Source organism: Nonomuraea sp. NPDC047897, from assembly GCF_043204415.1.
Taxonomy (GTDB): Bacteria; Actinomycetota; Actinomycetes; order Streptosporangiales; family Streptosporangiaceae; genus Nonomuraea.
Map to the genome: position 1 here is coordinate 113695 of NZ_JBIDCC010000016.1, position 18526 is coordinate 132220.

Annotated in this window: 11 protein-coding genes; 4 read left to right on the forward strand and 7 right to left on the reverse strand. The window is 72.1% G+C overall.

The annotated features are described in order from the left end of the window. Window positions 1-62 precede the first annotated feature (62 nt). A complete protein-coding gene (locus ACGF0J_RS31535) occupies window positions 63-1346 on the forward strand; it encodes a DivIVA domain-containing protein (RefSeq protein ID WP_393151663.1) in 1284 nt (427 codons plus the stop codon). Between the two features lie 126 nt (window positions 1347-1472). Continuing rightward, the gene (locus tag ACGF0J_RS31540; RefSeq protein ID WP_393151665.1) at window positions 1473-2720 is read left to right on the forward strand and encodes an AI-2E family transporter; all 1248 of its coding nucleotides are present in this window, start codon (window positions 1473-1475) and stop codon (window positions 2718-2720) included. Here ACGF0J_RS31540 and ACGF0J_RS31545 read toward each other — a convergent pair. The 7 genes from ACGF0J_RS31545 to ACGF0J_RS31575 form a co-directional block, all read right to left on the reverse strand. Next, complete coding sequence (locus tag ACGF0J_RS31545; RefSeq protein ID WP_393151667.1) at window positions 2680-3474, reverse strand: alpha/beta fold hydrolase; 795 nt, start codon at window positions 3472-3474, stop codon at window positions 2680-2682. The genes ACGF0J_RS31540 and ACGF0J_RS31545 overlap by 41 nt on opposite strands. Window positions 3475-3575: 101 nt before the next feature. Then, window positions 3576-4343: an SDR family NAD(P)-dependent oxidoreductase gene (locus ACGF0J_RS31550; RefSeq protein WP_393151669.1), complete on the reverse strand. Its 768-nt coding sequence runs from the start codon at window positions 4341-4343 to the stop codon at window positions 3576-3578. A 261-nt stretch (window positions 4344-4604) separates the two neighbouring features. After that, window positions 4605-10820 carry an RHS repeat-associated core domain-containing protein gene (locus ACGF0J_RS31555; RefSeq protein WP_393151671.1) on the reverse strand — a complete coding sequence of 2072 codons (6216 nt, stop codon included), beginning with the start codon at window positions 10818-10820 and terminating at the stop codon, window positions 4605-4607. Window positions 10821-10913: 93 nt separating this feature from the next. After that, on the reverse strand, window positions 10914-14282 hold the full coding sequence (locus tag ACGF0J_RS31560; protein ID WP_393151673.1) for a LamG-like jellyroll fold domain-containing protein: 3369 nt from the start codon (window positions 14280-14282) through the stop codon (window positions 10914-10916). 161 nt (window positions 14283-14443) lie between these two features. After that, window positions 14444-15148 carry an alpha/beta hydrolase gene (locus ACGF0J_RS31565; RefSeq protein ID WP_393151675.1) on the reverse strand — a complete coding sequence of 235 codons (705 nt, stop codon included), beginning with the start codon at window positions 15146-15148 and terminating at the stop codon, window positions 14444-14446. A 45-nt stretch (window positions 15149-15193) separates the two neighbouring features. Next, on the reverse strand, window positions 15194-15484 hold the full coding sequence (locus ACGF0J_RS31570; protein WP_393151677.1) for an ATP/GTP-binding protein: 291 nt from the start codon (window positions 15482-15484) through the stop codon (window positions 15194-15196). Next, the gene (locus ACGF0J_RS31575; RefSeq protein ID WP_393151679.1) at window positions 15481-16929 is read right to left on the reverse strand and encodes a 3-hydroxyacyl-CoA dehydrogenase family protein; all 1449 of its coding nucleotides are present in this window, start codon (window positions 16927-16929) and stop codon (window positions 15481-15483) included. Before ACGF0J_RS31575 ends, ACGF0J_RS31570 begins: the two co-directional genes overlap by 4 nt. A 36-nt stretch (window positions 16930-16965) precedes the next feature. Here ACGF0J_RS31575 and nucS point away from each other — a divergent pair, with 36 nt between their 5' ends. Together nucS and ACGF0J_RS31585 are read left to right on the forward strand one after the other, a co-directional pair. Then, entirely contained in the window at window positions 16966-17628 is a 663-nt protein-coding gene (gene nucS, locus ACGF0J_RS31580) for an endonuclease NucS (protein WP_393151680.1), read from the forward strand. 246 nt (window positions 17629-17874) lie between these two features. Then, complete coding sequence (locus ACGF0J_RS31585; protein WP_393151682.1) at window positions 17875-18459, forward strand: TetR/AcrR family transcriptional regulator; 585 nt, start codon at window positions 17875-17877, stop codon at window positions 18457-18459. Window positions 18460-18526 lie beyond the last annotated feature (67 nt).

Below are 18526 nucleotides of genomic sequence, written 5' to 3' on the forward strand. Positions count from 1 at the left end.
GCTGCCCCGAACCCCCCGTCCGGCCCCGTGTAGCCGTCTCGACAACCCAGGATCGAGCCTCCATGCAGTCCGACATCGACGCACAACTCAACAACTTCTTCGAGGACGCCCCCGCACGCGAATTCGACGTGGTGCTTCGCGGTTATGACCGTCATCAGGTCCACGACCATCTGAAGCAACTCGACGCCGATCTGCGTCAGGCCCGCGAGCAGGTCAGCTCCCTGCAGCGCGATCTGTCCGACTCCCAGCGGCAGTTGCAGGAGCAGGAGCGCCCGACCTACTCAGGTCTCGGCGCCCGCATCGAGCAGTTGCTGCGGCTGGCCGAGGAGCAGGCCACGGAGCTCGTCCAGGCCGCCCGGTCCGAGGCCAACGAGATCAAGGCGGCCGCCAAGGTGGAGGCCGCCGACCTGCGCGCCGCCGCGGAGGCCGAGGCCGCCGAGAAGCGCGCGCAGGCCACCCGCGAGAGCGACGAGATGCGGACCACCGCCGAGCGCGAGGCCGACGAGATCCGCTCGACCGCCCGCCGCGAGGCCGACGAGCTGACCAGCACCACCGAGCGCGAGGTCGCCAAGCTGCGGGCCACCGCCGACCACGAGGTGGCCGAGAAGCGGGCCGACGCGGAGCGCGAGATCGCCAAGCTGCGCACGACCACCGAGCGCGAGGTGGCGCAGCTGCGCGCCTCGACCAAGCGTGAGCGCGACGAGGTGCTGACCACCGCCAAGCGCCAGGCCGACGAGATGCGGGCGCAGGCGCAGCGGGTGCTGGAGGAGTCCGAGGCCAAGCGGGCGCAGGACGAGGCGGAGTTCGAGATCCAGCTCGCGTCGCGGCGTGAGGAGGCGGAGCGCCAGGAGGCAGAGCGCCACGCCACCGCGCAGGCGGCCACCCAGAAGCTGGTCGCCGAGGCCGAGCAGCGCGCCGCCACGGCCGAGTCCCGGGCCACGAAGGCCACCCAGCAGGCCGAGCAGACCCGCCGCGAGGCCGACCTGCACGCCAAGCAGCTGGTCGCCAACGCCCGCAAGAGCTCGGAGACGATCGTCTCCGAGGCCAAGTCCAGCGCCGAGACGATCGTCACCGAGGCGAAGAACGAGGCCGAGCGCACCCGTACGGCGATGCAGCGTCAGGTCGACGAGCTCACCCGCCAGCGCGACAGCATCACCAGCCACCTGGCGCAGCTGCGGCAGCTCCTCGGTGGCGCCGCTCTGCCGGGCATGGAGCCCGAGCCCGCGGTGACCGCGGCCCCGCCGAAGCCGGCGCTCGCGGCGCCGGCGAGCGAGAAGCCCGCCGCGCCCGCGCCCGCCAAGCAGGAGGCCAAGGCGGACGACGACGCGGAGTGGTGGCAGGAGTAGCCCACGGCACGGGGGCTGAGTGACGGCTGAGGAGAGCCTGGCGACCTGATGGTCGCTAGGCTCTCTTTCTGTTGCCGGGCCCCGACGGTCCCGGCGGCGTAGGCCCCCGAGCTTGCAGGAGCGCCCGTGTCCGCAGACGTGACCTCCACCGCCCAGGACGACGCGGCCGCCTCCCCCGGTGGCGTCTCCGAGCCGGCGGACGAGCCCGGCGACCGTCCGGGCAGCCGGGCGGGCGGCCGGGCGCATGCCGCCGCGGGCGGCGGCACGGGCGGCGGGACAGGCGGCGGGACGCGGGCCGCCGCGGGCGGCCGGGGCGTGGGCGAGGCGCAGCCGTACGGGCTGCCCGGCAAGCCGCTGGCGCGTGGGCCGTTCCTGTTCGGGCTGGTCGGCGGGCTCGGGGTGCTGACGGCGATCGCGATCGCGCAGATGGTCGTCGCCTCGTTGAGCACGATCATCCTGGTGGTGGTGGCGATGTTCCTGGCCGTGGGGCTCAACCCGGCCGTGGAGGCGCTGCAGCGGCGCGGACTGGGCCGGCGCTGGGCCATCTCGATCGTGTTCGCCGGGGTGATCGTGGCGTTCGCGCTGTTCGGGCTGGCCGTGGTGCCGCCGCTGAGCCAGCAGGTCGCCGACTTCGTCGCGGCGGTGCCCGGCTATGTGACCGAACTGAGCCGGCATCCGACGCTGCGTCAGCTCGACGCCGAGTATCAGATCCTGCCGAAGCTGGCCTCGTTCGTCACCGGCACGCTCGGGCCGTCGCTGGCGTCCGGGGTGGTCGGCGCGGGGCTGGTGGTGCTCGACGGGTTGTTCACCACGGTGACGCTCCTCGTGCTGATGCTCTACTTCCTCGGCTCGCTGCACACGATCAAGGCGTATCTGCTCAAGCTCGTCCCGGCCTCCCGCCGGGAGCGGACCGGCGCGATCGCCGAGGAGATCCTCTCCGGCATCGGCGGATACGTGGCGGGCAACGTGCTGATCTCGGTCATCGCGGGGGTGGTGAGCTGGATCTTCCTGTCGATCCTGGGCGTGAGGTACGCGCTGGCGCTGGCCCTCGTGGTCGCCCTGACGGACCTCATCCCGCTGGTCGGCGCGACGATCGGCGCGGTGCTGGTGAGCGCGGTGGTGGCGTTGCAGTCGCTGCCCATGGGCCTCGCCTGCGCGATCTTCTTCGTCGTCTACCAGCAGGTGGAGAACTACCTGATCTACCCGCGCGTCATGAAGCGCTCGGTGGACGTGACGCCTGCGGTGACCGTCATCGCCGCCCTGTTCGGGGGTGCGCTGCTCGGCATCGTGGGCGCCCTGCTGGCCATTCCGGTCGCGGCCGCCATCTCGCTGATCATCCGCGAGGTGGTGCTGCCTCGCCAAGCTCTGTCCTGAGCCACTCCGCCACCGCGGCGTTGAACGCCTCCGGCTGCTCGACCGCGCTGAGATGACCGGCCTTCGGGATGACCTCCAGCCTGCCCTCGGGCACGGCCCGTGCCATCGCCTCGGCGTCGGCCGGGGTCGCCAGCTCGTCCTCCTCGCCCACGATGACGAGCAGCGGCACCTTGAGTCCGGCCAGTGTCTCGGACGAGTCGGGCCGGGCCGCCATCGCCCGCTGCGCCCAGGCCACCGCGCCGGCCGGCGCCGACTGGACCAGGCCCTTGACCCGGCCGAGCACCATGGCCCTGCGCTCCTTGGTCGTCGGCCCGATGAGCGCGGGCAGCACGTCGGTCAGCAGGACGTCACAGCCCTGTGCCAGCACGGCCCGCGCGATGCGCTCGCGGTTGTCGCGGGCGGGCTGCGGGTCGGGACCCGCCTTGGTGTCGGCGAGGAGCACGCCCTGGACGCGGTCGGGGTGGCGGCGGCAGAACGCCATCGTCACGTAGCCGCCCATCGACAGGCCGCCGATCACGGCTCGGTCGATGCCCTCGGCGTCGAGCAGCCTAGCGACGTCGTCGGCCATGAGGTCGAGGGACGGCTCGTCGTCGCCCAGCCGCGAGCCGCCGAAGCCGCGCAGGTCGGGCGTGATCACCCGGCACAGCGGGGACAGCCCTTCGCGCTGGGCCAGCCACATGGCGGACGAGAGCGGGAACGCGTGAAGCAGTACGACCGGGAGTCCGGTCCCGGCTGATCTCGTGTAGAGCTGCACGATCACACGGTAGACCGGTTCGGCCCGACAATCACTCCACGCGTATACCGATATACCCCCATAAAGACGTCCACTACGGGCGTTCGGCCTCCACGGAGGGGTCAGCCGGCGGCGATGGCGGTCTGGCCGCCGTCGATGAACATGACCTGTCCGGTCATGTAGGCCGACGCCTCGCTGGCCAGGAAGACGGCCGGGTTCGCCATCTCCTCCGGGGTGCCCCAGCGCTGCATGGGCACGCCGGTGAGCGTCGCCTTGCTGGCCGCCTCGTCCTCCCACAGGTTGCGGTTGAGGTCGGTGGCGGTCCAGCCGGGGCACAGGGCGTTGACGCGAACCCCGGCCCGCGCCCACTCCACGGCGAGAGTCCTGGTCAGCGCCACCAGGGCGGCCTTGGCCGCCGCGTACGGGGCCAGGAACGGCGCACCGAGCGCCGCCACGGACGCGATGTTGATCACCGAGCCGGCGCCCCGGTCGAGCAGGTGGGGGGCGGCCTCGTGACAGACCACCATGGCGGAGTCGAGATTCAGCCGCATCAGCTTGTCCCAGCCGGACAGTCTCAGGTCCTTGAACTCGACCATGAAGTTCGACCCGCCCGCGTTGTTCACCACGATGTCGAGGTGGCCGAGCCCGCCGATCGCGTCACGGACGGCGCCGGCGGCGGCGTCACGGTCGGTGAGGTCGGCGGGGACGACGACGGCCTGCCGGCCGACGGCCTCCACCTCCTTGGCCACCTCGGCCAGGGACTCGGCGGAGCGGGACGTGAGCGCCACGTCGGCCCCTGCCCGGGCATAGGCGAGCGCGATGGCCCGCCCGATCCCCTTCGACGCCCCGGTGACCAGAGCCTTCTTCCCGCTGAGATCGAACGCGCCCACGCTGCCTCCTCCGTCTGGAACCGAACAACATTCTATGGAGGGGTCACCCCCGGATGCCAAGCCGCCGGGTGGTGGAAAGCCGGAGACCGGCGCGGCCGGGAAGGCCCACACCGGTCTCCGGGTGGGACGGCGGCCCGGGCCGCCGTCCCAGACGAACGGTCAGAGAGTCGCAGGGTCAGAGGATCGAAGGGTCAGGGCTCGAAGGGGGACAAGGATCGGGCCGGAGGATCGGAAGGGTTGACGGGTTGACGGGTTGGAGGGTCAGAAGAAGAAGCCGAAGAAGTCGCCCAGCCCGTCGGCCTGGTCGATCCATCGCGTGACCCGGGCGCCCGTCTCGGCCGCCGCCCCCAGCTTGCGCTGCGGTGGCTCCACTTCCCACGGCTTGTACCTCTGCATCTGGACGTGCCCCGCCCCGTTGGGCTGCACCGGGCTGGGCGGCGGGTGCCCGTCGGGGTACATCCGTCCGTTGCGGTACACGGTGACCGACCTGGTCTGCTGGACCTGGCCGTTGAGGTTGTACACCTGACCGTTCCGGACCGGTGCGCGGGTCGCCTTCGGTGGTGACTGCCGCTGGTTCGACCGGTGGCTCGTGGGCCGTTGGGCGGGCCGCTGCCGCTGGTAGCGGGCCGGTGGCCGGCTCACCCGCCGGCCCTGCAGCCGCAGCCGCGCCCTGTTCTTCATCGCCTGGCGGGCCCGCTGGCGGTGCAGCTTGGCGGCCCGGCGCTCGCGGGCCTTGGCCGCTGCCTTGCGCTTGGCCTCCTCCGCCTTCTTCCTGGCCTCCGCCGCCTTCTTCCGCTTGGCCAGGTTCTGGGCCTTGCGCTTGGCCTCCGCGGCGAGGCGCCTGCGCTCCGCGGCGGCCTTGCGCCGCTTGGCCAGTTCGGCCATCCGCCTCTTCATCGCCGCGATGGCCCGCCGCCTGGCCTGCGCGATGAGCGCCCGCCTGGCCGCCGCCTGGGCCAGCTTCCTGGCGATGGCCCGCGCCGCGATCCGCGCCGCGATGCCGACGACGAACCAGACGAGCTGCCCGTCCGCGTCGCTCATCGTGACCGGGCTGTTGCCGGCGTAGGCGTAGCCGTTGAGCTGCTGCGGGTCCACCTCGTCGATGACGGGGTCGACCGACAGGAAGCGCCCGTGCCGCGGGTCGTACTCGCGTGCGCCCAGGTGGACGAGCCCGGTCGGGTCCTTCGTGCCGCCGACGAACCCGCGCTGGCCCGGCCACCACTCCGGTGGCGAGCCGCGGTCCTCACCGAACGGCATGGACCTGCGGACGGCGAGGTCGCCGGTCGCGGCCTTGACCGCGGCCTGCGCCGTGCCCTGGTGGTCGGCGGCCAGGAAGTACACCTGGTCGTCGTGGGTGCGGACCGCCACCGGCTGCTCGCCCATGGTGTAGTAGCGGGTGGCCTCGACCGCGTCCTTGGCGTGGTCGAGCCGCAGTTCCATGTCGTCGATGTAGAGGGTGGTGTCCACCGGCGTCCTGCGCAGCAGCCGCTCACCGTCGGCGTCGTACAGGAACGAGGTGGTCTTGCCCGCCTCGGTCACCGACGCCAGGTTGCCTTCGGCGTCCCAGACGAGGGCCTGGTCGGCGGTGCCGATCTTGCGGCGGATCGTGTTGCCGGCCTCGTCGTAGGCGAACGTGTCGGCCCCGGCGGACAGCAGGGCGTGCGGCTGCTTCTCGCCGGCCTTGGGATAGGTGTAGTCGCGGACGGTCTCCTGCCGCCCGCCGAACGCGTGCCGGGTCTCCTTCGTCCGGTTGCCGGTGGGGTCGTAGCCGTAGCTGACCGCGTACGGGGCCACGCCGCCGATCTTGTCGGACTGCGGCGTGCCGCTCGCGCAGTCGTCGGTGGCCGTCCACGCCGAGGTGAGGCGGCGCAGGTGGTCGTAGGTGAAGCACTGGGTGTCGCGGGCCTGGCCACCCGGTGTGTCGGCGATCTTGGTGATGTTGCCGGCGGCGTCGTAGGTGTAGTTGAGGTCCAGGTCCGTCGCCGGCGCGCCGTCCCGGTCGAGCCGGGTCCGGACCAGCCGGCGGGTGACCTCGTCGTGGGTGTAGGTGAGCCAGGTCTTCTTGCCGCCCGTGCTCAGCTCGTGCTGGAGCGTCTCACCCATCTTGGAGTAGCGGGTCGCGGTGACGTACGGGGACAGGCCCGTGACCTTGGTCGGCTGGCTGAGCCCGTCGTAGGTGTAGACGACCGACTCCTCCGCCAGCCCGCCGCCGGCCGGGAAGCTGACCGACTGGACCTGGCCGTCCACGGTGTAGCGGGTGTTGAGCACGTACGAGCCGGCGAGCTTGCCCTCCCGGGCGGGGACGGTGACGGTCTGCCGCAGCGTGCGGTAGTCGGCGTCGATCGCGTTGATCTCGGCCTTGTACGCCTGGCCGGCCACGTACCGGATGCTGGCGTGCTGGTGTCCCTTGGCGAGCTGGTCGTACTTCCACTCGGCGAGCAGCGGGCCGGTGACGGACCCCTCCCGCATCTCGGTCTTGCGGCCCAGCGCGTCGTAGACGTAGGCCAGCGTCTTGCCCCGGGCGTCGGTGGTGGTGACGATCTCGTCGGCATCGTTGTAGGTGAAGGTGGTGACGCCCTTGTCCGGGTCCTCCGTCCTGATCTCCCGGCCGCGCGCGTCGTAGTGGTAGCGCCACACGTTGCCCGCGTGGTCGGTCACCGTGGACAGCCGGCCGGCCTGGTCGTAGGTGTACTTGGTGGACTCGTACTCGCCGGTGGGGGTGGCCGCCTTGTACTGCCGCAGCTCGACGAGGCGGTCCTCGGCGTCGGCGATGCGGGTGGTGGCGAAGCCGCCGGGCGGCGCGGTGATGTGCACCCGGTCGCCCTTGTGCGCGGTGGTGACCCGCCACTTCTCGGCGCCCTTGGCCTTGAGGACCTGGGCGGTGACCTCACCGGTGCCGTCGTAGACGACCGCCACCTGGCTGGGCACGTCGGTGTCGGCCACGCCGAGCAACTCGGTGGACGGCTGCCCTGGGCTGAAGTAGCCGCCGTTGCGCTTGGTCACCTCGCCGACGGAGTTGTAGAAGGTGTCGGTGATGGTGCGCCCGTCACGCAGCGCGGGGTCCTGCGCCTGGTCGTCGTGCGGCGCGGGCTCCTGCGTCTGGCGGGGCCGCATCAGGCCGTCGAACAGGTCGTGGCTGACGACGTAGCCGCCGTCGGCCCGCAGCGTCCTGCTGGTGACGACGCCGGGGCCGTCGTCACGGGTCAGGTAGGAGTACTCGGTGCTGGGCGACTGGCCGGCCGCCTTGCTCCGGTCGCTCTGCCACACCTTGGTCAGCCGGCCCAGCGCGTCGTACTCCATGTCGGTGCGCTTGCCGTTGGCGTCGATCTCGGCGATCGGCTCCCCCCAGGCCGGTTCGAGGAACGTGCGCTCCTCGTGGCCGAGCGGGTTGACCTCCTTGACCTCCACCGCCGGGGCGCCCGCCGCCGGGCTGTAGGTCGTGGTGACCTTGGTGCCCGCGGCGTCGGTCTCGCTCGTCATGCGCCCGTAGGCGTCGTACGTGCGAACCGAGTCGGTGAGGGTGGCGCCGTCGCCGGTCGCCTCCTGCACCGTGGTGACGTCACCCTTGACCGGCGCCTGCCCGTACGGCCTGCCGTCGTACTGCGTGCGCTCGTCGGAGATCACGTCGTCGGCGGCCAGCTTGGCCAGCCCGGTGCCGCAGCCGGTGGCGACCTTCTGGACCCGGCTGGTGAAGTCCAGCAGCCACGCGGCGCCGTTGCGGACGTAGGTGTAGCGGGTGCACTGGTCGTCGTCGGCGGTGGACAGGTCGCCCTTCTCCTCGACCTGGGTGAGCGCGCCGTACTCGTCGTAGGCGCGTTCCTCGCCGGTGCGCTGCCAGGCGCCGCCCTCCAGGGCGGTCCGGGTGACCATGGACTTGGGTTCGACGATGTGCGCCGTCTTGGTGACGCCGCCCTGGGTGGACTCCGCGGTCTTGCGCGACCACGGCGCCTCCAGCGTCGCCGTGACGACCGGTCCGCCGTCGCCGTTGTAGAGGATCTCCTCACGCTCGAAGCCGGCCAGGTGGTCGTGGTCGTCGAGCTTGCCGCCCTCGCTGTCCACGACCTGCACGCTGCGCTTGGACCCGTCGGCCAGGCGGTCGCCGTGCATGCCGCGGAAGAACCTGAACTCCGTCAGCTCCCGCTTGCCGTCCTGCCCGTCGCCCTCGCGGACGCGGACCCGGCCGAAGCCGCGCCAGTCGGACCAGGTGCGGTGCTCGGGCTTGACGAGGACGTTCTCGGCGTAGCGCCAGGCGGCGCCGTCCAGGTACTCGTAGTCGGTCACCACCGGCGGCGATCCGGCGACCCGGTCCACCTCCACGGTCTGCTTGACCACGTACTTGTGGAACCAGTCGGTGACCTCGCCCTCGTTCACGGGCGCCCACCGCTGCGGGAAGCACAGCCGCTGGTTGCGGTCGGCGGCCGGCACGTCGCCCGGCTTGCAGTCGGCCGGGGCGTAGTTGACGCGGATCTCACCGCCTGAGCCGTTGCCCACGGTCTGGACCCGCCACTTCACCAGCGGCGCGCGGCCCTCGTTGGCGTCCACCCGGTTGGGCAGTTGGACGCCGGTGAAGGTGACCTTCGGCAGCGACAGGGTGCCGCCGACGTGGCCGGTCTGCTGGATCGACTGGAGCCAGAGCGAGGGGCTGAGCCCGTCACCCGTCGCCGGGAAGGAGTGCGACAGGGTCCAGGAGTCCACCGCGCAGTACGGCTGGCCGGAGCACTTCGCCGGGTCGGTGTTGACGATCTGCGTGGTGACCTTCGCCAGCCGCTTGCGGGTGAAGAACGTCGGCGACAGGCGGTTGGTGCACTTCTCCCCCGCGTTGCAGACCTGGTCGAAGGGCACGTCGGGCCAGTGGCTCGCCGTCTCCTTCTTGAGCTGGTCCGCCGCGCAGGTGACGGCGCCGCCGGGCACGCACCGCTCGGCCACGTCGAACACCACGCGGGCCGCGGGCGTCCGGGCGAACAGCTCACCCTGCAGGTAGCCGTAGTCGATACGGGCGAGATATCCGCCGCGCACGTACTCGGTGCCCTGCTCGGGCTTGGAGTCCCGGCCGTAGAAGTTCTTCTCGACGCCGTACCAGTAGGTGGTGGCGTTGCCGTGCGGGTCCACCACCAGGTCGAGGTTCCAGCGGTAGGCCTGCTGGCACCAGGCCTTGGTCCGGTCGCTGTTGTAGCAGGGCTCGCCGCTGTTGTTGCCGAACACCGGCACCGTCCAGGTGGACCGGGTCTCGGCCTTGCCGGTCACCCACCCGGGCAGGCGGTTCAGGCCGAAGGTGTGCTGGGTGCCGTCGTCGGAGGTGACCCGCCAGTACTCGCCGTCGTTGTCGCCGTTGACGGCTCCCTTGAGGTATTCGATGCGGGTGCCGTCGTCGTGCTTGGGCCGCCACTGCTTCGTCGTGGCGTCCTTGATCAGCTCGACGGCGGAGCCGCCCAGGGACAGGGTGGCGTTCTCGTGGTCCCAGCACAGGTCGCCGGTCTTCTTGCCGTCCAGCATGCACGCCTTGTAGCGGCGCTCGATGTAGCCGCCGGGGCTGAGGTCGAAGCCCTCGCCGGCCCAGGACGGCTGGTTGTTGGTGGAGGCGGTCCGGCCGTCCACGCTCTGCGAGGAGTAGCCGAGCGCCAGCTCCGGTTCCTCGCCGCCCAGCGCGGGCGGGGTGCGCAGCTCCTGGCTCCAGGTGAAGTCACCCGACTGGGTGCCGACGCTCCAGCTCGCCGAGGGGGCGAGCGGGGTGGCCGCGTGGTCGCCCGTCGGCCCGGAGGCCGCGGCCTGCAGCGCGTACAGGCCGGAGGTCTCGACCTCGGCCGTCACCGTGCCGGCTTCGGCGTCGTTGCGCGAGGTGACGGGCTCGGGCTGCGGGCAGTCCGCCGCGCCGGTCAGCGCGCAGTCGGGCAGCTTGACCATGCGCAGCCGGGCGCCGTAGTCGCCGCCGAACGCGTGCCGGAAGCCTGAGTAGTCGACCTCGACGCTCGTTCTGCCGCCGCTCCTCGCCGCGACGCCCTGGCCGGGGGACACCCGCATCGCGATGCCGAACACCCCGGCCTGCTGCACCTGGGCGGGATCGAGCAGCTCGACGCGGACGGGGGCGGGGTCGGCCGCCGCCTTGTCCCCTGCCTTGTCCCCTGCCTTGTCCTCTGCCGTGTCCTGTTTCGCGGCCTCCTGTTTCGCCACGCCCTTCGGGTGGGCCAGCCGGACGGGGAAGTCGGCGTCGAGGGTGCGGGCCTGCGCGGCGTCGCCGCCGAGCTCTGCCGTGCGGGCCTTCGGCCAGGTCACCCCCGGTGGCGCCTGCCACGCCAGCTTCTGTGCCGGGTCGGCCTGTCTGGCCAGGACGGGGACCTTCTTGCCGCGTACCGGGGGTTCCTTCTGCACGGCCGGGGCCGGGCGCGGCGCGGCGGCGGCCGGTGGGACCGGGGCGAGGGGCGCCACCACCACGACGGCCAGCGCGACGGCCAGCCGGCGGGGCCACGGCGACTCGCGCACGGCTCCCTGTAAACGATTCCAGTAGGTGTCCGGGAGATCTAACTCGGAGGGCTGCTCCATCGATCGACCCAATCTCTGGGGGGTGGGGGTTCCTTACTGGGCGGCGAGCTGAGAGATCTGCTCGGCGCTGAGGACACCGTCGTAGGTGCGGACGTCGTCGACGGTGCCCGGCCAGTGACCGGTGAGGACACCGGCGTTCTTGGTACGGCCCAGGTGCAGCGGGCCGGTGGCGTTCCACGCGCTGGCGTGGCTGGTGACGGTGGTCTCGGAGAGCCTGCCGTTGACGTACACGCGCAGCTCACCGCGCACCGCGTCGTAGACCCCGGCCAGGTGGGTCCACTCCATCGGCACGGGGACCGCGTCGGAGCGGGTGCGGACCACGGCTGCGGTGTCGGTGTCGGCCGCGGCCATGCCCAGCACCCACCTGGTCTGAGCCTTGTCGTAACCGAGCTGGAACCCGGCCGCCCGGCTGCCCGTCTGGGAGACGGCGGTGGCGTCGCGGCCCGGGAGGTAGTCGAGCTGCGTCCACAGGGCCACCGTGAATCCGGACTTGGTGTTGACCGCCGGCGAGCCGGTCTGCGCGTGGCCGGTGGCGCCGTCGAGGGCGAGGGCGCCGTCCAGCCAGCCCTCGCTCCACGAGGCGCCGCCCGCGACGGCCGCGGGGGTGCCCTTGCCGGAGGAGTCGGCCGCGGCGGTGCCCGTCTCCTCGTCCAGCTTCCAGTGGCCGACCAGGGTGGCGGCGCTGTTGACCAGGTCCGCCACCTCGTCGCCGAACATGGCGCGGCCGTAGACGCGCACGTCGTCCACGTCGCCCGGCCAGAACCCGGCGGAGGCCCCGCCGGCCTTGGACCGGCCGATCGTGAAGGGGCCGGTCGCGTCCCACGGCTGGGTGTACGGGACCGTCGCCTCCGGGCGGCCGTTGACGTACAGGGTCAGCTCCCCCGCCGCCGCGTCGTACACGCCGGTCAGGTGGGTCCACTCGCCGGATCTCGGGGCACTGGTGGACACGGCGCGTACGGCCGTCGCCCCGTCGGCGTCCGCGGTGGGCCGCGACAGCACCCAGCGGTTGTCGGCCTTGGCGTACTGCAGGGCGAAGCCGGCGGCGCGGACGCCGTCCTGGCCGACCGCGGTGACGTCGGCGGTCGCGGCGCCCAGCCGCACCCAGGCGGAGACGGTGAAGTTCCGGTCGGTGCGCACCGCGGGCTCCGTGGTGGCGGCGTGCGCCCCCGCGCCGTCCAGCCGCAGGGCCTGGCCGGTGCGGCCGGCGGTCCAGGCGGCGGCGCCGTGCAGGGTGACCTGCCGGTCGCCGCCGTGGTCGGTGCCCACGCCGCCCTGGCCGTCGTCGAGGGTCCAGTGGCCGTCGGGCGGCGTGCCGGAGTTGACGTTGAAGACGTAGCTGCGGATGGGCCCCTGGTGCCCGGCGCGGTCCCTGCTGCGCACCGACAGGACGTTCGGGCCGTCGTGGCGGGGCGTGAGCCGGATCGTGGCGGTGCCGTCCGCCTGGGCGGCGACCTCGGTCTTCGGTGCGCTGTCGAGCCCGTACAGGTATCCGGTGACGTCGGTGACGCCGTTGGGGGCGAAGGTGAACGAGCCGGTCCGGCCGAGGCCGTCGTTCCAGCCGGTCTCGCCGTACTCGGCCGAGGTGACGACCGGCTCCTTGCCGGGGGCGGAGGCGTCGACGCTCGCCTCGCACCAGGGGCTCCACGCGCTGTTGGCCTTGCCGTCCTCGGCGCGCACCCGCCACCGGATCAGGGCGCCGTCGGCGAAGGCGCCCGCCGGGACGGTCGCGGAGAAGGCGCTGCCGTTGCTCTGCACGGGTGTCAGCCACTCGCCGACCTTGGCGCCGGCGCTGTTCCACCACTCGAACCGGCCGCGGACCGCGTTGTCGGCGTCGCGCAGCCGCGCGCCGAGGGCCGGCCGGGGCGTGGCGATGACCGGACGCTGGTCGCCCGCCAAACACGAGCCGCCCGGGTCGGCCCACACGTCGGCGGCCACGGGGGCGGCGGGCAGCGAGTTGTACTCGATGACCAGGCTGGGGTTGTTCTTGAACTTCTTCCAGCCGTAGTTGTCCTTCTCGTTCGAGGCGCGCAGCCCGATCGTCATGGTGGGCCAGTTCTTGGCGGCGGCGTCGACGGCCTGGCTGGTGACGTCGAACTCCACCCCGCCGGGCAGGCAGGCCGAGCCCCAGCCCTTGGCGACGTTCACCGTGGACAGGTGTTTCACCCAGGTGGGCTGCTTGTTCCAGGTGGTGCTCTTGCTGATGGGGTTCGTCGACCACGCCTCGACCGGCCGCTTGGTGCAGGAGTAGGACCACGTCTCGTAGGTCCGCAGCGTGGCCTTGATGATCTGCTTGCCGTGGATGGTGGCGCCGGTGTTCATCGTGAAGAACGACCGGTTGGTCTGCCCGGAGACGTGGCCGGCCCGGGCGACGTCGTTGGCGTTGAGGAAGTTGGAGTTGGGGTTGTTGCTCCAGACGGACGTCCACGAGCCGCGCGCCGCCGAGAAGAACGGGTCGAGGTAGACGGGGAACGTGGTGTCCGGGTCCTCCATCATGTCGCGGTCGGGCTTGAGCACCATGGTCCGGCCGTCGAGCCGCACGCCCATCGCCGTGTTGCGGCCGTCGGCGGGCGACGAGGCGTCCGCGGGGGGCGAGGCGTCCGCGGGAGGCGCGGCCTGCCCGGCCTTGAGCGTCCGGGCGTCCGAACCGCCGGAGGAGTCCCACATCAGCGGGGTGGACGCGGTGAAGACGGTGCCGCCGTCACGGTCGACGGCTTCCAGGTTGCCCGCCTTGTCGGACTTCATGGTCAGGGCGGTGGTCGAGATCGGGTAGGTCAGCTCCGACAGGGCGGGGTTCGCGGCGGCCTCACGGGTCTTGACCACCAGGACGTGGGAGAAGCCGTCCACGTCGGCGCGCACCCGGAGGTCCACGCCGGGCAGCACCTCGGGGTAGACGGCGGTGTCGCCGTCCAGCGCCGGCTTCGGCAGCGGGCCGCGCCAGCCGAGCTCCAGTCTCTTGCCGCCGCGGTTCATCCGCGCCAGCGGCCCGGGGCCGCCGCCGGAGAAGCTGAGGCCGACGGCCGTGGCGACGGGGGCGATCGACCCGTCGGGCCGCTGGGTGAGCGTCGCGTCCACGGCCACCCATCGGCCGTCCTGGCGCACGCGCACCGGCCGGGCGTGCTGCTCCAGGACGAGGGTGCCGTCGGGCCGGGCGGTCACCTGCCGCGTCTCCGACCGCAGGGCCTCCACCTCGACCGGCTTCCCGCCGCGCCGGGCGGCCGTGAGCGCGGCCGCCTCCTCGGGATCATCGCTCAGCCGGACGCCGGCGGCGTCCTGGACCGCCGGCACACGCTGTGGCGCGGCGGCTCCCTGTCCGACCTCGGCCTCGGCGGAGGGGTGGCCGAGAGATGTCACCACCACCGCGCCTGCCAGCACTACCACGACCAGCCCACGACCTACGCGCATCCGCCCACGCCCTTGCCGAGGCGGGATGCCGCGCGGGGTCACCCCCGCCCGGCATCGCCACGATCTTCAGTTGACGATCGGATTGTCATTCAGCGAGCGGCGCTCGTCCAGATCTTGGTGACACATTTCATCAGAATTGCATTCGAAACTGGAGAAAATCGTCAGAGGTGGGCGGGGAGCGGGTGCGCGGCCGGGTTGACCCGCCTGACGATCTCGTCCAGCACGATGCGCACGTACGGCTCGCCCACCCACAGGTGTTTGGCGCCCTCGACCCCGATGACCTCGGCCTGCGGCACCCGGGCGAAGCGGGCACGGGCGTCGTCGGGCTTGAGGTAGTCGTCGAACTCCGGCACGAGCACCACCAGCGGGCGGCCGAACCTCGCCCAGGCGTCGAGGTCGTCGTCGGTGGCCCGGTGCAGCGGCGGCGAGAGCAGGATGGCGCCCTCCACGAGCGGGTCGTGCGCCCACTTCAGCGCCAGCTCGGTGCCGAACGACCAACCGACCACCCACACCCGCGGCAGGTCGTGGAACTCGGCGTACTCCAGCGCCGCCGCCACGTCGAACCGCTCGCCCTGCCCGCCGTCGAAAGCGCCCTGCGAGGTGCCCCGTTCGGAGGACGTGCCGCGGGTGTTGAAACGCAGCACGGCGAGGTCGGCGAGGGCGGGCAGCCGGTTGGCGGCCTTCTTGTAGACGTGGCTGTCCATGAAGCCGCCGTGGGTGGGCAGGGGGTGCAGCGTGACCAGCGTGGCCACCGGCGGCCGCTCAGCGGGCAGGGCCAGCTCCCCCACCAGGGTCAGGCCGTCACCGGTGTGCAGTTCGATCGGCTCACGCCTGGCCGGCAGCACGGTCGCCGCGCGAATCTCCACCTTGGTCCTCTTTCGTGATGGGGGTTGCCGGGCCTTCCGGCAGCGTCAGTAGCGGCTGCGCCCCGGGCCGCGGTCCAGTCTCTTGCGCCAGCAGGCCGTGTGCCAGTGGCGCCGCTCGTCGTCGCCGCCCGCCCAGTTGGGCCAGCTCACCAGGTGCGGCTGGCCGCCGGGGATCTCCTGGTCGCATCCGGGACAGCGGTAGTTCTTGGCCGAGGAGCCGCCGGCCAGCGCACGCACCTTCCACTCCCCGTCGGGCCACTCCTCGACCCGGTCCATACCCCGGGGGAAGCCGACGGGACGCGAGTCGTCCCTGCGGCGGGCACGGCGCGGGCTCATGGCCGGGGGAAGCCGGTCAGGCCGGCCGCGACCAGATGGTCGAGCAGCGGCGCCGGGGCGTAGGAGGGCTCGCGGTATTCGGCGTAGAGGGCTCGCAGCCCGTCGCGCACGCGGTCGAGCCCGACGCTCTCCATCGTCTCGACCGGCCCGGCCGGGTAGCCGCAGCCCAGCCGCATGGCCGCGTCGACGTCGCCGATCGAGGCATAGCCCGCCTCGATCATCCGGACGGCGTCGTTGAGGTAGGGGTAGAGCAGCGCGTCGACGACGAACCCGGCCCGGTCGCGGCACGGCACCGGCGTGCGCCCGATGACCTTCATCAGGTCGCGGGCCGCCGCGACCGCCGCGGGCGAGGTGAGAGCCGTGGCGGCCACCTCGGCCACCCGCTCGCCGACGAGGTGGACGCCCACCATGACGTCGGGGCGCGGCAGCCGTACGGCGTGCTCGACCACGGGCCGGTCGGCCAGCCGCAGCACCACGTCCGGGTCGTCGGACGTCTTGAACCCGGCCTGCGCCAGCCGCTCGGCGACCGCGCCGGCCCCCTCCCCCTCGACCCGGTAGGTGACGACCGAGGCCCGGCCGGCCTCGGGGCGCACCACCCGCTCACCGTGGAAGCCGCGTCCGGACTTGCGGCCGAGCAGACCGGCGGTGACCAGCTCGCGCAGCAGCGGCGCGGGCGCGTGCCGGCGGTCGCGGGTCTCGTCGAACAGCACGCACATCACCTCGTAGGCGGTGTCGAGCCCGATGAGGTCGAGCAGCGCGAAGGGCCCCATGGGCAGCCCCGCGCCGAGCGTCATCGCCGCCTCGATGTCGTCGCGCGCCGCCACGCCGTTCTCCAGCAGCACGGCGGCGTGGTTGAGGTACGGCAGGAGCAGCCGGTTGACCACGAACCCGGCGCGGTCCCCCACGGTCACGGGCGTCTTGCCCAGCCGCCGCGCCAGCCCGGCGATCTCCTCGACGACGCCGGGCTCGGTCACCACCGTGCCCACGACCTCGACGAGCCGCATCACGGGGGCCGGGTTGAAGAAGTGCATCCCGACCACCCTGCCTGGCCGGCCCGTCGCGGCGGCGACCGCGGTGACCGACAGCGAGGAGGTGTTGGTGGCGAGGACGGCCTGCGGCTTGCAGATGCGGTCGAGGTCCTCGAACAGCGACACCTTGGCGTCGAGGATCTCGGGGATCGCCTCCACCACCAGGTCGGCGTCGCTCAGGTCGTCGCGCGAGGTGGTCAGCGTGACCCGCCGGAGGATCTCCTCGCGCTCGGCCTCGATCAGCCGCCCGCGGTCGACCGCCCGGCCGGTGGACCTCTCCAGGTGCCCGCGTCCGCGAGCGAGCGCCTCGGCGTCGGCCTCCACGCCGATCACCCGCAGCCCCGCCCGCGCGAAGACCTCCGCGATGCCGGCCCCCATCGTGCCGAGGCCGACGACTCCCACCCTCTCGAACGCCATGCGTCCAGTTTTCCAGAGCCGCTAAGGTGGACCGTCATGCGGTTGGTCATCGCGCGATGCAGCGTGGATTACGTCGGTCGGCTCACGGCACACCTGCCGATGGCGCCGAGGCTGGTGCTCATCAAGGCCGACGGCAGCGTGTCGATCCACGCCGACGACCGCGCCTTCAAGCCGCTCAACTGGATGAACCCGCCGTGCAAGCTGAAGGAGGACGGCGAGACCTGGACGGTCACCCACGGCAAGACGGGCGAGAAGCTCGTCCTGACGATGGCGGAGATCCTCCACGACTCCCGTCACGAGCTGGGCGTCGACCCGGGCCTGATCAAGGACGGCGTCGAGGCGCATCTGCAGGAGCTGCTCGCCGAGCACATCACCACGCTGGGCGACGGCTACACCCTGATCCGGCGCGAGTACATGACGGCGATCGGCCCGGTCGACATCCTGTGCCGCGACGCGGCCGGCGCGACCGTCGCGGTCGAGATCAAGCGGCGCGGCGAGATCGACGGGGTCGAGCAGCTCACCCGCTACCTGGAGCTGCTCAACCGCGACCCGCTGCTCGCCCCGGTCCGTGGCGTCTTCGCCGCCCAGGAGATCAAGCCGCAGGCCCGTGTGCTGGCGGGCGACCGCGGCATCGACTGCGTGACGCTCGACTACGACGCGCTGCGCGGCATCGAGCCGGAGAATCCGACCCTCTTCTGAGGGCGCCGCGACCGCCGCGTCGGCCCGTTCCACGACGCCCCTCGCCCTCCCGGACGTACGGCGCGCGGCCCGGTTCACGCGCCCGGAGGATTGAGCCGCCGGTCAGGATTGTCACGTTCTTGCACGGTGGATGTAAGAGGTAATCTTTTCGCCCTTTCCCAGGAGCCGATCATCCGTCCATAATTGTGTGCTTTGGGGGCCACGATCATGTTGGACGGGTGGATTGTGAACCGGTCTTACCGGGGAATGTCGGCCGAGCAAAGGCTGGCGGACAGACGCGAGCGGCTGATGACGGCCGCCTACACGCTATACGCGAAGCCAGGTTTCGCGGCGACGACGATCGAAAGGCTGTGCTCGGAGGCGCGGATCTCCAACCGCGCCTTCTACGAGTGTTTCGGGGGACGCGAGGAACTGCTCCAGGCGCTGCACGAGCGGTGCGTGGACGAGAGCCTGGCCCAGGTGACCAAGGCCCTGCAGGAGGCGCCGAACACGCTCGACGGGCGGGTGGAGGCGGGCATCCGGGCGTACGTCGAGTTCGCCACGGCCGACTGGCGGCGGGCCCGCATCATGCATCTTGAGGTGCGCAGGTCGGGAGATGTCCTCACGACCTCGCGCCAGCGGGCCGTGGAGTCCTTCGCCCGGCTCGTCGAAGAGGCGTCCGCTGATTTTCCGGCTCGCGCCGCGCCCTCGCGGCGGCTGGTCGCGCTCGGGGCCATTGGAGCGCTACAAGAGTTGCTCATCGAATGGCTGCTGTCGGAGGATCCGCCGGAGTTGGACGAACTGGTCGATGTAGCCACCCACATCTTCAGGCGGTCACTCGGCGCTACCTGAGGACATACGCCACCCGGATAAAGAACCCGGCATTAATCGGTATTTTCGGCTGGATTTGATTACGGCC

Bases quoted from the DNA above. Each gene is read 5' to 3' on its own strand.
- ACGF0J_RS31535 (WP_393151663.1), top strand. From the start codon at position 63: ATGCAGTCCGACATCGACGCACAACTCAACAACTTCTTCGAGGACGCC.
- nucS (WP_393151680.1), top strand. From the start codon at position 16,966: ATGCGGTTGGTCATCGCGCGATGCAGCGTGGATTACGTCGGTCGGCTC.
- ACGF0J_RS31585 (WP_393151682.1), top strand. From the start codon at position 17,875: ATGTCGGCCGAGCAAAGGCTGGCGGACAGACGCGAGCGGCTGATGACG.
- ACGF0J_RS31575 (WP_393151679.1), bottom strand. From the start codon at position 16,929: ATGGCGTTCGAGAGGGTGGGAGTCGTCGGCCTCGGCACGATGGGGGCC.
- ACGF0J_RS31570 (WP_393151677.1), bottom strand. From the start codon at position 15,484: ATGAGCCCGCGCCGTGCCCGCCGCAGGGACGACTCGCGTCCCGTCGGC.
- ACGF0J_RS31560 (WP_393151673.1), bottom strand. From the start codon at position 14,282: ATGCGCGTAGGTCGTGGGCTGGTCGTGGTAGTGCTGGCAGGCGCGGTG.